Source organism: Marinobacter sp. G5_S1_61_S3 (genome assembly GCF_054968585.1).
In genome coordinates this window covers 142,929-155,697 of the sequence record NZ_JBQKUK010000013.1, presented here as the reverse complement: position 1 = coordinate 155,697, position 12,769 = coordinate 142,929, and the positions used below count along the sequence as shown (strand labels likewise).

Below are 12,769 nucleotides of genomic sequence, written 5' to 3'. Positions count from 1 at the left end.
GGTTCTCAGTGTTTGAATCGTTCGGCCCACTCATCGGCACTAAAGCCGACGCTGACCGTGTCGCCGTGCTCAACCACGGGCCGCTTGATGATGGACGGATTGTCGAGCATCAGGTCGTGGGCGGATTGGGCGCTAATATTATCACGAACCTCGTCCGGAAGTTTGCGCCACGTGGTGCCGCGACGGTTCAGTAACACCTCCCAGCCGGCCGCCTGCTCCCATTGGCTGAGCCGGGCAGTGTCCAGCCCGTCCTTCTTGAAGTCGTGGAATTCGTAGTCGATGCCGGCGTCGTCCAGCCATTTCCGGGCTTTCTTGACGGTGTCGCAATTTCGGATGCCGTAGAGTTTCATGTCCTGTTTGCCTTTACAAAAGTCACAATGCGTTTGGCCGCTTCCACGCATTCTTCAACCGGCGCCACCAGGGCCATTCTTACCCGGTTTTCGCCAGGATTATGGCCATCGGCAGTGCGAGAGAGGTAGCGCCCGGGGAGCACGTGCACATTCTGCTGGGCCGACAGTTCCCGCGCGAACGTTTCGTCGTCCATCGGGGTTTCCGGCCATAGGTAGAACCCGGCATCGGGAAAGTCCACGTTCATCACTTCCCGAAGGATGGGTGCCACCGCCTCAAACTTGGCGCGGTAGGCCGCCCGGTTCTCCCGCACGTGGTCTTCATCGCTCCAGGCGGCAATGCTCGCCAGCTGGTTGTGTATGGGCATGGCGCAGCCATGGTAGGTGCGGTATTTGAGATAGCCTTTGAGGATATCGGCATCGCCGGCCACGAAACCGGACCGCAGGCCCGGCAAGTTGCTCCGCTTCGACAGGCTGTGGAACACGACGCAGCGGGCGAAATCGTTGCGGCCAATAGCGGCACAGGTTTGCAGTAATCCTTCCGGCGGCTGACGTTCGTCCGGGTAGAGCTCGGAATAGCATTCATCGGACGCGACGATGAAGTCATGCTCGTCCGCCAGTTCGATGACCCGCGCCAATGTCTCCCGGGGAATCACAGAACCGCTGGGGTTGCCCGGTGAGCACAGGAACAGCACCTGGCAGTCTTTCCATACGGATTTCGGAACCTTGTCAAAGTCCGGTATAAAATGGCTGTCTGCGTCGCAGGCAAGGTAATGGGGCGTTGCGCCGGCGAGGAACGCAGCGCCTTCGTAGACCTGGTAAAACGGGTTGGGGCTGACCACGGTGGCGCTCTGGCTGGATTCCACCACCGATTGCACCAGCGAGAAGATGCCTTCGCGAGTGCCATTCACCGGAACGATATGGTGCTCAGGCGTCAGTGATCCGGGTGTCAGTTCAAAGCGGCGGGTGGCCCAGCGCGCGATGGCCTGACGCAGTTCGTCGGTGCCTTTCGTTGTAGGGTAATTGGCGAGTTTGTCCAGATTATCCGAGATCACCTGTTTGACGAATTCCGGAGACGGATGCTTGGGCTCACCAATGCCCAGGGAAATCGACGTCAGGTCCTTGGGAACGCTGATGCCGGACTTGAGTTTGGTCAATTTCTCGAACGGGTAGGGGTGTAGCCTGTCCAGGTCGGGGTTCATTGGGTGTCATCCAGCATTTGGCAAAGATCCTGCTGCAGGGCCTGGCAGACTGCGGGGTCGCTGATCTGCTCGCCGTGCTCGTCGGTTACAAAGAATACGTCTTCCACCCGTTCACCCAGCGTCGCAATCTTGGCGTTGGTTAGCCGCACGCGATGCTCCAACAATACCTGTCCAACGCGGGCCAGCAACCCCGGGCGGTCCGGTGTGATCACTTCCATCACCGTGCGCTGGTTGATGGTGTCATTGGAGAAGGTCACTTCCGTGGGGAAGGCAAAGTGCTTCAGCTGTCTGGGAGTGCGGCGGTGGATGATGTCAGGGTAATCTTCCGGGTCATCCAGTTCCTCAATCAGGCGCATGCGAACCCGGTCCTTGCGGGCCGGGTCAATGCCCAGGGGTTTGCCTTTTTCGTCCAACACAATGTAGGAACTGATGGAGAAAGGGCCTTCGCTTGAGCTGATGCGAGCATCGACGATGTTGAGGTTGAGTTGTTCCAGCACCGCCGTGGTGGCCGCGAACAGGTCAATACGGTCACTCATATAAATGATGATCTGGGAGTAGCCGTCAGTAGGGCCGCCCCGGGTGTCACGAATCAGCACCAGCGGGTCGGGATCATCGCCATGGCGGATGATGGCAGCGGTCTGCCAGGCAATGTCTACCGTGGAATCCTGCAGGAAGTAGTCTTCGTCCAGGGTTTCCCAGATTCCGTCGATCTGTTCGTCCGTCATGTTCTGGGCGTGGAGAATCTCCCGTGCCTCGGACTGAGTGGCGCGCACCCATTCCTGGCGGTCTACCGGCGTTTCCGAGCCGCGTCTGAGTGCCCGCTTGGTCTCGATGTAAAGCTGGCGCAACAGCGAGGCGCGCCAGGTGTTCCAAAGCTTTGGGTTGGTGGCGCTGATATCGCACACCGTCAGCACGTAAAGGTAGTCCAGGTGCACCTGGCTGGGCACGGCGCGGGCAAAGCCGTGAATGATGTCCGGGTCGGAGATGTCCTTGCGCTGGGCGGTCATCGACATCAGCAAATGATTTTCCACCAGCCAGGAGGCCAGTTGGGTGTCCCGCTCGCTGAGGTGATGGCGTTCGCAGAAGCTCTCGACATCAATTGCGCCCAGCTCTGAGTGATCGCCACCCCGGCCTTTGGCCACATCATGATAAAGGCCCGCAATATACAGGGTTTCGAGTTTTGGTAGCCTGTGAATCAGTCGGGATGCCAACGGGTATTCATTGCGGGCGTCGGCGCTGTCCAGCCGCACCATGTTGCGGATCACCCGCATGGTGTGGGCGTCCACGGTGTAGATATGGAACAGGTCGTGCTGCATCTGGCCGATGATCTGGCCAAATTCGGGGAGGTAGCGGCCCAGCACGTTGTATTTCTTCATAGCCGACAGGGTCTGGTCGAGGGCGTGGGGCGTCCGCAGCAGTTCCATGAACAGGGATGTAACGGCCAGATCCGAGCGGAAAGCGTCGTCAATCAGGTGGCGGTGCGCCCGCAGTGAGCGGATGGTGGTGGCGCGGATGCCCTTGATCTCCGGATGCTGCGCCATCAGAACGAATATTTCCATGATGGCATAGGGCGCGTAGGCGAAGACCTGATTGTTGACGGCTTCAATGTAGTAGTTGCGAATCTGGAAGCGCTTGTTCAGGGGCAGGATGTCGTCGTCACTTCCGGCGCCGAGGATGGCCTCGTCGTAGTACTGAAGAATAACGTCGGTCAGCTCCGCCAGGGCCAGCACGGTGCGGTAGTAGGACTGCATCATCAACTCGACGCCCAGCCGCTTGCCCTCATCCTTGTAACCCAACATCTGGGCGAGTGCCCGTTGATGGTCAAACAGGAGGCGATTCTCGTTGCGGTCGGCAATCAGCTGCAGGCCGAAGCGAAGTCGCCACAGGAAGGTTTCGCCCTGCAATAGTATCCGGTGCTCTTCTTCGGTCAGGATGCTGAAGCGTGTCAGATCCGCGATATTCTGCAGGCCGAAGTGTCGCTTGGTAATCCAGCCGATGGTCTGTATATCCCGCAGCGCGCCTGGAGAGCCTTTTACATTGGGCTCAAGGTTGTACTCCGTGTCCCCGTATTTCGCGTGGCGCTGCTTTTGCTCTTCCCGTTTGGCGATGAAGTAATCGCGGTCAGAGCTGATGGCGTCTGAATAAACCTGATGACTGAGTTCGTCGCGTAAGTCATCCGGGCCGGCGATGGTGCGGGTTTCCAACAGGTTGGTGAGAATCGTGACGTCTTCTCTGGCGGCATCCATGCTTTCCTGAATGCTGCGGACGCTGTGGCCAATATCCAGCTTCAGGTCCCACAGGAGTGTTATGAAGGCGCCAAGGTCTTCCTGCCAGTTCTCTTCTATACCGCTCCGGGTGAGGATCAACAGATCAATATCGGAGTGAGGGTGAAGCTCTCCCCGGCCATAGCCGCCGACTGCAACGAGAGAGATATCGGCAGAGGCGGCAAAGGCGTAGCGGTTCCAGATCAGGGCAAGAACGGTATCCAGGGTTCCGGACCGGGAATGGACCAGTGCGCGAACATCAGCTCCCTGCCGGAACGCTTCTGCGTCTGCGTTGTAGCGTTCCTTCAACAGCTCCCGGGCTGCTACAACAGGTGAGATGTCGTTGCTTATCCTGGATTCCAGTTCGCTGAGGTCCACCTAGAATGACTCTTCCGTGCGCTTGGTCAGTACTTCGTAGCCGTCCGATGTCACCAGGATAGTGTGCTCCCATTGCGCGGAGAGCTTATGATCCTTGGTCACCACGGTCCAGCCATCCGGCAGCAGCTTGGTGTGGTACTTTCCCTGGTTAATCATCGGTTCGATGGTAAAGGTCATGCCTTCCTGCAGTTCCATCCCGGTGCCGGGCTTGCCGTAGTGCATCACCTGAGGGTCTTCGTGAAACACCTTTCCAATGCCGTGGCCGCAATAGTCCCGGACCACAGAATAGCGATGCTTCTCAGCATGCTGCTGGATCACATGACCAATGTCGCCCAGCCGGGCGCCAGGCTTCACCAGTTCAATACCTTTATACAGACACTCCTGGGTGATCTGGATCAGGCGTTCGCTGCCGGGCTTGGGCTTGCCGACGATGAACATCTTGCTGGTATCACCGTGCCATCCGTCTTTGATTACCGTGACGTCGATATTGACGATGTCACCGTCCTTCAGCACCTTTTTCTCGTTCGGGATGCCGTGGCAGACCACATGATTCACTGAGGTGCATACCGATTTCGGGAAACCCTTGTAGTTCAGCGGCGCCGGAATGGTCTTTTGCTCGTCCACCATATAAGCGTGGCAAATACTGTCGAGCTTCTCGGTTGTTACGCCCGGTTTGACGTGTTCGCCAATCATCTCAAGAACTTCGGCCGCCAGGCGGCCAGCGACACGCATCTTCTCGATTTCTTCCGGAGTCTTGATCGATACCTGCATTGGGGTTCCCGTTGATTTGGATCAAACACGCATTTTAAGGGGGAGTGTTGCCCGGTACAAGGAAGAGGCGGTTTTGCCGTGCTTTCCGGGACACAAATTAATGGAATCCGGCGGGCGATTTATGGTATAAACGCGCCCGCTGGAAACAAATCCGGCAAATTCGCACACACGTCGGCACGTTGTCCCAGGGTGCCTGCTCATGTTGTCTCTATATAAAGGCGACGGAGCCAGGTTGGGGCAATCGGACGTGTGGAGGACTAACCCGAAGCTAAAAAGGTAAATATCATGGCTCAGGTAAATATGCGTGACCTGCTGAAAGCAGGCGCCCACTTCGGTCACCAGACTCGTTACTGGAACCCGAAAATGTCGAAGTTCATCTTCGGCGCTCGCAACAAGATTCATATCATCAACCTTGAGCAGACTGTTCCTGCCATGAACGATGCGTTGAACTTCGTTCATAACCTCGCGGGCAACAAGAACAAGATCCTGTTCGTTGGCACCAAGCGTGCGGCGGCCAAGATCATCAAGGAAGAAGCACTGCGCTCCAGTCAGCCATACGTGAACCATCGCTGGTTGGGCGGCATGCTGACCAACTACAAGACCATTCGCCAGTCAATCCGTCGCTATCGCGACCTGGAAGCACAGAGCCAGGACGGTACGTTCGACAAGCTGACCAAGAAAGAAGCTCTGGATCGTACCCGCGAAATGGACCGTCTTGAGCGTTCCATCGGCGGTATCAAGGACATGGGTGGCCTGCCGGACGCCATGTTCGTGATCGATGTTGACCACGAGCGTATCGCCATCAAGGAAGCCAACAAGCTGGGCATTCCTGTGATCGGCGTTGTTGATACCAACAGCGACCCTGACGGCGTTGATTACGTGATTCCGGGCAACGACGATGCCATCCGCGCGATCCAGATTTACGTGCAGGCCGTTGCTGAAACCTGCATCGAAGCGGCCCAGTCTGCCGGTGCCGGCGCTGACGAGTTTGTAGAAGTCAGCGAAGACGCGGAAGGTGCTGCTCCCGCTGCGGAGTAATAGTTCCTTCGCGAACAGGTTGTAGGGTGTGCCCGTGGTTTACCTCCGGGCACACCGGTCCAGAATTCGGAACAGTTAAGAGGAATGAACATGGCTGCAATTACTGCTGCAATGGTCAAAGAGCTTCGTGAGCGCACCGGCCTTGGCATGATGGAATGCAAAAAGGCATTGGTGGAAGCTGGCGGAAGCGTTGATGCCGCAATTGAAGAGCTGCGTAAGTCTTCCGGCCTGAAGGCTGCCAAGAAGGCGGGTCGTACCGCTGCTGAAGGTGTTTCCCTGATCAAGGTGTCTGACGACAACACTGTCGCTTACATCCTGGAAGTGAACTCCGAGACTGATTTTGTTGCTCGTGATGACAACTTCATGAATTTCGCCAACGACGTTCTGAATGTTGCGTTTGAGAACAGCAGAACAGACGTTGCCGAACTGATGGAAGGCGATCTGGAAGCCAAGCGTGAAGCGCTGGTTCAGAAGATCGGCGAGAACATCACCGTTCGTCGTATCGTACGGGTGGAAGGCCCGGTTGTGGGTGCTTACGTTCACAGCACCAACAAGATTGCGTCTGTTGTGGCCCTCACCGCAGGCAGCGCTGAAGTTGCTCGGGACGTTGCCATGCACGTTGCCGCTGTTAACCCGCGGGTTGGCAAGCCGGAAGACATGCCGGCCGACGAGCTTGAGAAAGAAAAAGCGGTCATCAAGGCCCAGCCTGATATGGAAGGCAAGCCTGCTGAAATCGTCGAAAAGATGATGGGTGGCCGGATCAAGAAATTCCTGGCGGAGAACAGCCTGGTCGAGCAGCCGTTCGTCAAGAATCCTGACCAAAGCGTGGGTCAGCTGATTAAGGACAACGGCGGTGAGCTGGTTAGCTTTGTTCGCCTGGAAGTCGGTGAAGGTATCGAGAAGGAAGAAGTGGATTTTGCGGCAGAGGTCGCTGCGGCGGCAGGTACCGGCAAGTCCTGATCCTTCTGACAGGTGCCAGGGCGATGTCCGGGGCACCTTCCAAGTCTGCCACGTTAGCCGGAATTTTCCGGTTCTCGTGGCGGGCTTGTATCTGAGATACCCCTTTTTATTGAGGAGTATGTCAGATACAAGCCTGAGAAGCTTGTCCTGCCAGGCACCAAGCCAGACACATAGAAGGGGATCCTCATGCCGAAGTCGTCCAATACCCAGCCCAGATACAAACGCGTCCTGCTCAAACTCAGTGGTGAAGCCTTGATGGGCGAGCACGATTTTGGCATTGATCCAAAAGTGCTTGATCGGATGGCATTGGATATTGGTTCGCTCATTGGCATTGGTGTTCAGGTAGGCCTGGTCGTTGGCGGCGGCAATCTGTTTCGCGGTGCGGCGTTGAACGCCGCTGGCATGGACAGGGTGACCGGCGACCATATGGGCATGCTGGCAACGGTCATGAATGGACTGGCCATGCGTGACGCCCTGGAGCGATCCAATATCCGTACCCGGGTTATGTCCGCCATCCCTATGAGTGGTATTGTTGAGCATTATGATCGCCGCCGGGCGGTACGCGACCTGAAAGACGGCGATGTGGTGATTTTCTGTGCAGGCACCGGTAACCCGTTCTTTACGACCGACTCAGCCGCTTGTTTGCGGGGGATCGAAATTGAAGCGGATGCCGTGCTGAAGGCAACCAAGGTTGATGGCGTTTATTCCGCCGATCCCTACAAGGATCCGACTGCGGAAAAATACGATCGTCTCACCTATGACGAAGTGCTGGACAAAAAGCTGGGCGTGATGGATCTGACCGCTATATGCCTTGCGCGAGATCATGGCATGCCTCTCCGGGTCTTCGACATGAACCGCTCTGGCGCGTTGACCCGTATCGTGACCGGAGAGTCGGAAGGCACACTGATTGAATAATCTGATTGAGACATTTTGTACAACGAATCCGAGGACGCTGCAGTGATTGACGATATTAAAGCTGATGCTGAAAAGAAGATGAAGAAAAGCCTTGAATCCCTGAGCTGGGCTTTCAACAAGATCCGTACCGGGCGAGCACATCCGTCCATCCTGGACAGCGTAACCGTGGATTACTACGGCCAGGAGACACCGCTCAAGCAGGTGGCGAGCGTGAACGTTGAGGATAACCGTACGTTGGCTGTGTCGCCCTGGGAGAAGCCGCTGTTACCGAAGATCGAAAAAGCGATCATGATGTCGGATCTGGGTCTGAACCCGTCCAACAACGGTGAGGTTATTCGAATTCCCATGCCGATGCTGACCGAGGAAACCCGTAAGGAAATGGTCAAGCAGGCCAGGGCTGATGCGGAGCACGGCAAGGTTTCCGTCCGCAACGCGCGTCGTGATGCCAACAGCACGCTGAAAGAGCTGCTGAAGGAAAAAGACATCAACGAAGACGAAGAGCGTTACGGTGAGGAAGAAATCCAGAAGTTGACTGACCGTTATATCGCTGAGATCGAGAAGCAGCTCAAGGCCAAGGAAGAGGACCTGATGGCTGTCTGATCAGCCGGTCCAATTCAGCACAATGATCAGCCGGTGCCATTGCAGTTGTCCGGTATCGGCTGAACAGGGGATTGCATGACGGAAAGTGTATCCGCAGAGATTCCGGTTTCGGCTGGTAGCCGGCCCCGGCATGTGGCCATTATCATGGATGGTAACAATCGCTGGGCCAAAGCCCGGCGACTGAAAGGTGTCGCCGGCCACAAGGCCGGCGTGAAAGCAGTGAGATCAGTGGTTGAAACCTGTGCCCGGGAAGGGGTGGAGGTACTTACCCTGTTTGCGTTTTCCAGCGAGAACTGGCGCCGTCCCGAGGATGAAGTGTCGGCCCTGATGCGCCTGTTCCTGTTTGCGTTGGAGCGGGAAGTCAAAAAGTTGCACCGCAACGACATCTGCCTGCGCATTATCGGCGATCGCTCCGCGTTTAGTACAAACCTGCAGGAACATATGGAGCGCGCCGAGGCGCTTACTCGCGACAATACCCGGATGACGCTGGTTATCGCCGCTAATTATGGCGGGCATTGGGATATCACCCAAGCCAGTCGTAAAGTGGCTGAGAAGGTCCGTTCTGGAGAGCTGGCGCCCTCCGACATCACCGATGACCTTATTCAGCAACATCTGTCTATTGGTGACTTGCCCATGCCGGACCTGATGATTCGTACGGCTGGCGAGCAACGCATCAGCAACTTCATGCTCTGGCACCTGGCCTATACCGAACTGTATTTTTCTCCCGTTTACTGGCCCGATTTCCAGGCGCAGGAAATGGGGCAGGCGTTGCAGGCATATGCGGGTCGGAAACGCCGTTTTGGTCAGACAGACGACCAGATAGCCAGCGTTTCGTCAGAACAATAACGACAAGATAGCGAACGATATCGTGCTTAAAACCCGTATTATTACCGCGCTTATCCTGGCCCCCATCGCGATTGGCGGAATTTTCTTCCTGCCGCCCCTGGGGTTCGCCCTGTTTACCGGGGCCATTATTACCGTTGGTGCCTGGGAGTGGGCCAACATGTCCGGCCTGACTGCGCCCGCGGCCCGTGTTGTATATGCCCTTGTGGTCGCGGCGGTGCTGTACGGACTGCTGAACGTTCCGGCAGTTGCGGTGCTTTGGCTGGCATTGTTCTGGTGGGTACTGAGTTTCCTGCTGGTAAGAAACTACCCCGGCGGTTCAGAGCGCTGGGGCGGCGTGCCTGCCCGTGCCCTGATGGGCCTGTTGGTGCTGGTTCCCGCGTGGGTAGGGCTTAACCATCTTCGCACTGGCGGCTTTCAGTTCGGCGACAGTGCCAATAACCTCCTACTGATTCTTTATGTTTTCTGCGTGGTCTGGGTCGCGGATATCGGCGCCTATTTTGCCGGCCGTGCGTTTGGCAAAGCGAAGCTTGCACCCAGGGTCAGTCCGGGAAAATCCTGGGCGGGTGTCTGGGGTGGTCTGGTGGCGGTCGCGATCTTCGCAATTGTGATCAGTGTGCTGGCCTCAGCCACCACCATGCAGTTGCTGCTTCTGGTTGTTGCCAGCCTGATTACCGGTGCCGTTTCCGTGCTTGGCGATCTGCTGGAAAGCATGCTGAAACGTTTCAGGGGTATTAAGGATAGCAGTCAGCTATTGCCGGGCCATGGCGGTATCATGGACAGAATCGACAGCCTGACGGCTGCCATCCCGGTGTTCGCCCTGATCATCACGCTGATGGGTTGGTTGACGACGGGGCAATGGTGACTATTGTGAAACGTCGTGTTTCGATACTTGGTGCGACGGGCTCCATTGGCCTGAGTACACTCGATGTGATTCGTCGCCACCCGGACCGGTTTTCGGTTTCAGCGCTAACCGCCAGTACCAGTGTCGACAGCATGGTGGAACTCTGCCATGAGTTTCGTCCGAGGTATGCGGTCATGGCCGATGAAAATGCGGCTGAAGCGTTGTCCCGTGCGTTAAGTGATTTGCCTGCCGTCCTGGTTCTCGGCGGCTCGGAAGCGTTATGCCAGGTTGCGGGCGATGATGATTCCGATACGGTTATGGCGGCGATCGTTGGAGCCGTGGGATTACCGCCTACGCTTGCTGCAGTGAGGGCGGGTAAGCGCGTTTTGCTTGCCAACAAGGAAGCACTGGTTATGTCGGGCAAGCTGTTTATGGATGCCGTTCTGGCGTCGGGTGCAGACGTTCTGCCGATCGACAGCGAACATAACGCCATCTTCCAATGTATGCCGCCGGACAAGATCCGGGATACCCGTGGTGCGGGTATTACTCGCATTCTGCTTACTGCCTCCGGTGGGCCGTTTCGTACTCACTCGGCCGAATCCCTGCGCAATGTGCTGCCTGCCGAGGCCTGCAATCACCCCAACTGGTCGATGGGGCAGAAGATCTCAGTCGATTCCGCGACCTTGATGAACAAGGGGCTGGAGCTGATAGAAGCATGCTGGCTGTTCAATACCACGCCGGAAATGATTGAAGTGCATGTCCACCCGGAGAGCATCATTCATTCGATGGTTGAGTACGCCGATGGGTCCGTTCTGGCGCAGCTTGGTAGTCCCGACATGCGCACACCCATTGCTAACGGTCTCGCGTGGCCCGAGAGAATTGAAGCCGGTGTTGCTCCGCTGGATCTGTTTCGCATCGGGCAGTTTCACTTTGAGCGCCCGGACCTGGAGCGCTTTCCGTGCCTGAGGTTAGCAGCGGAGGCGTTCCACGAGGGTGGAACGGCACCAGCGGTAATGAATGCTGCGAACGAAGAGGCTGTGTCGGCCTTTCTTTCCGGTAACCTGTGTTTTGCGGATATCCCCCTTATCATAGAGCGTACGTTGGCAGCCACCGAGGTTGTACCGGCAGACAGTTTCGATACCATCTTCGCGAAGGATGCCGAGGGCAGGGCTGTCGCACGGGAACAGATACAGGCGCTGGCTGTCTGAACCATGCGAGTCCTGAGAGGCGGTTCTATCATCACCAACAGAGAGCATTATGCAGATCGTTGAAACCGTATTGGCGTTGATACTCACGCTGGGCATTCTGGTGACGCTCCATGAAGCTGGTCACTTTTGGGTGGCTCGCCGCTGCGGTGTCAAGGTTTTGCGGTTTTCTGTTGGTTTCGGGAAGCCTCTGTTTTCGTGGTACGACCGGCAGGGCACCGAGTTTGCGGTTGCGGCGATCCCTCTCGGTGGCTACGTGAAAATGCTGGATGAGCGGGAAGGGCCGGTGCCCGAAGAGCTCAAGGATCAGGCGTTCAATGCCAAGCCCCCATCGAAACGTATCGCTATTGCTGCCGCTGGGCCCATAGCGAATTTCCTGTTTGCCATTGCTGCCTACTGGCTGCTCAGCGTGGTTGGTTTCACCACGGTTGCGCCCATTGTAGGCGACGTCAGTCAGGGGAGTGTCGCGGAACGGGTCGGGCTCACCAGCGGCATGGAAATCCACCAGGTCGACGGCCGTCGTGTGACATCCTGGCGCGACGTGAACATGCGCTTGCTTGAGCGCACGGGTGAGTTTGGTGAGGTAACCATCGATGTCTCGCAGAACGGTAACCGCGGGACTCTGCGGGGAGCTCTGGATGGCTGGAGTCTAAGTGAGGACACGCCGAACCCGTTGAATGAGTTTGGTGTGACGCCCTGGCGGCCCGACGTACCGGCAGTGCTGGGGGAGATATCACCGGGTGGTCGGGCTGAGGCCGGCGGGTTGAAATCCGGCGACCGAGTGGTTGAGGTGGACGGCAAGCCAGTAGCGGACTGGTTCGAACTGGTGGCGTTCATACGCGAGGCGCCCGAAAAGCCCCTGGAGCTAACGGTCGAACGCGATGGCCGCATGGAACAAATCCGTGTGACGCCCGCGGAAAGAACGGCAGACGATGGCAGTGTTACCGGTTTTGTGGGTGCGGGTGTCAGCGAGGTGACCTGGCCTGATCACGTACTCAGGGATGTCAGTTATGGTCCCCTGGCAGCGATTCCCAACGCGGTCTCTGAAACCTGGGGTGACACTCGATTGACCCTGGTCGCGATCAAAAAAATGGTGACCGGATTGCTTTCTCCCACTAACCTTAGTGGCCCGATTACCATTGCCAGGATAGCGGAAGCCAGTGTAAGTTCCGGTTTCGAAGACTTTATTCGTTTTCTTGCCTACCTCAGTGTCAGTCTTGGGGTGCTGAACCTTCTGCCAATACCGGTTCTTGATGGCGGGCATATTGTCTATTACACCATTGAAGCCATCCGCCGGAAGCCTCTATCAGAGCAGGCCCAGGCGTTCGGACTGCGTATTGGAATGGCAATGATCCTTACATTAATGGTGTTCGCACTTTACAACGACCTGATGCGGTTGTGA

Annotated in this window: 12 protein-coding genes; 8 read left to right on the top strand and 4 right to left on the bottom strand. The window is 57.0% G+C overall.

Going from position 1 to position 12,769, the window contains the following annotated elements:
- Positions 1-5 precede the first annotated feature (5 nt).
- From ACTRWH_RS14420 to map, 4 genes are read right to left on the bottom strand one after another with little or no spacing between them, the layout of a single operon-like run.
- Positions 6-350: an ArsC family reductase gene (locus tag ACTRWH_RS14420; RefSeq protein ID WP_085681322.1), complete on the bottom strand. Its 345-nt coding sequence runs from the start codon at positions 348-350 to the stop codon at positions 6-8.
- On the bottom strand, positions 347-1,549 hold the full coding sequence (gene dapC, locus ACTRWH_RS14415; protein WP_462826530.1) for a succinyldiaminopimelate transaminase: 1,203 nt from the start codon (positions 1,547-1,549) through the stop codon (positions 347-349). Before dapC ends, ACTRWH_RS14420 begins: the two co-directional genes overlap by 4 nt.
- The gene (locus tag ACTRWH_RS14410; protein ID WP_036206116.1) at positions 1,546-4,191 is read right to left on the bottom strand and encodes a [protein-PII] uridylyltransferase; all 2,646 of its coding nucleotides are present in this window, start codon (positions 4,189-4,191) and stop codon (positions 1,546-1,548) included. Before ACTRWH_RS14410 ends, dapC begins: the two co-directional genes overlap by 4 nt.
- A complete protein-coding gene (gene map / locus ACTRWH_RS14405) occupies positions 4,192-4,962 on the bottom strand; it encodes a type I methionyl aminopeptidase (RefSeq protein ID WP_041335145.1) in 771 nt (256 codons plus the stop codon).
- Positions 4,963-5,247: 285 nt separating this feature from the next.
- Between map and rpsB the strand changes: the two genes are divergently transcribed.
- From rpsB to rseP, 8 genes are all read left to right on the top strand, one after another.
- Entirely contained in the window at positions 5,248-6,000 is a 753-nt protein-coding gene (gene rpsB / locus ACTRWH_RS14400; RefSeq protein ID WP_036206122.1) for a 30S ribosomal protein S2, read from the top strand.
- 90 nt (positions 6,001-6,090) lie between these two features.
- Positions 6,091-6,960, top strand: a complete 870-nt coding sequence (gene tsf, locus ACTRWH_RS14395) for a translation elongation factor Ts (RefSeq protein WP_036206125.1) — start codon at positions 6,091-6,093, stop codon at positions 6,958-6,960.
- Positions 6,961-7,146: 186 nt separating this feature from the next.
- Positions 7,147-7,875, top strand: a complete 729-nt coding sequence (pyrH, locus tag ACTRWH_RS14390; protein ID WP_007151790.1) for a UMP kinase — start codon at positions 7,147-7,149, stop codon at positions 7,873-7,875.
- A gap of 42 nt (positions 7,876-7,917) precedes the next feature.
- Positions 7,918-8,475, top strand: coding sequence for a ribosome recycling factor (gene frr, locus ACTRWH_RS14385; protein ID WP_040474182.1), 558 nt, complete (start codon positions 7,918-7,920; stop codon positions 8,473-8,475).
- A 75-nt stretch (positions 8,476-8,550) separates the two neighbouring features.
- A complete protein-coding gene (gene uppS, locus ACTRWH_RS14380; RefSeq protein ID WP_036206128.1) occupies positions 8,551-9,321 on the top strand; it encodes a polyprenyl diphosphate synthase in 771 nt (256 codons plus the stop codon).
- Positions 9,322-9,343: 22 nt separating this feature from the next.
- Positions 9,344-10,183: a phosphatidate cytidylyltransferase gene (locus tag ACTRWH_RS14375; protein ID WP_075194517.1), complete on the top strand. Its 840-nt coding sequence runs from the start codon at positions 9,344-9,346 to the stop codon at positions 10,181-10,183.
- Positions 10,177-11,370: a 1-deoxy-D-xylulose-5-phosphate reductoisomerase gene (gene ispC / locus ACTRWH_RS14370; protein WP_174447637.1), complete on the top strand. Its 1,194-nt coding sequence runs from the start codon at positions 10,177-10,179 to the stop codon at positions 11,368-11,370. Before ACTRWH_RS14375 ends, ispC begins: the two co-directional genes overlap by 7 nt.
- Positions 11,371-11,419: 49 nt before the next feature.
- A complete protein-coding gene (gene rseP, locus ACTRWH_RS14365) occupies positions 11,420-12,769 on the top strand; it encodes an RIP metalloprotease RseP (protein ID WP_041335150.1) in 1,350 nt (449 codons plus the stop codon).

What these genes read in the sequence shown, in the direction of transcription:
- ispC (WP_174447637.1), top strand. Translation starts at nt 10,177, where the DNA reads ATGGTGACTATTGTGAAACGTCGTGTTTCGATACTTGGTGCGACGGGC.
- rpsB (WP_036206122.1), top strand. Translation starts at nt 5,248, where the DNA reads ATGGCTCAGGTAAATATGCGTGACCTGCTGAAAGCAGGCGCCCACTTC.
- map (WP_041335145.1), bottom strand. Translation starts at nt 4,962, where the DNA reads ATGCAGGTATCGATCAAGACTCCGGAAGAAATCGAGAAGATGCGTGTC.
- pyrH (WP_007151790.1), top strand. Translation starts at nt 7,147, where the DNA reads ATGCCGAAGTCGTCCAATACCCAGCCCAGATACAAACGCGTCCTGCTC.
- dapC (WP_462826530.1), bottom strand. Translation starts at nt 1,549, where the DNA reads ATGAACCCCGACCTGGACAGGCTACACCCCTACCCGTTCGAGAAATTG.
- uppS (WP_036206128.1), top strand. Translation starts at nt 8,551, where the DNA reads ATGACGGAAAGTGTATCCGCAGAGATTCCGGTTTCGGCTGGTAGCCGG.
- tsf (WP_036206125.1), top strand. Translation starts at nt 6,091, where the DNA reads ATGGCTGCAATTACTGCTGCAATGGTCAAAGAGCTTCGTGAGCGCACC.
- ACTRWH_RS14420 (WP_085681322.1), bottom strand. Translation starts at nt 350, where the DNA reads ATGAAACTCTACGGCATCCGAAATTGCGACACCGTCAAGAAAGCCCGG.
- rseP (WP_041335150.1), top strand. Translation starts at nt 11,420, where the DNA reads ATGCAGATCGTTGAAACCGTATTGGCGTTGATACTCACGCTGGGCATT.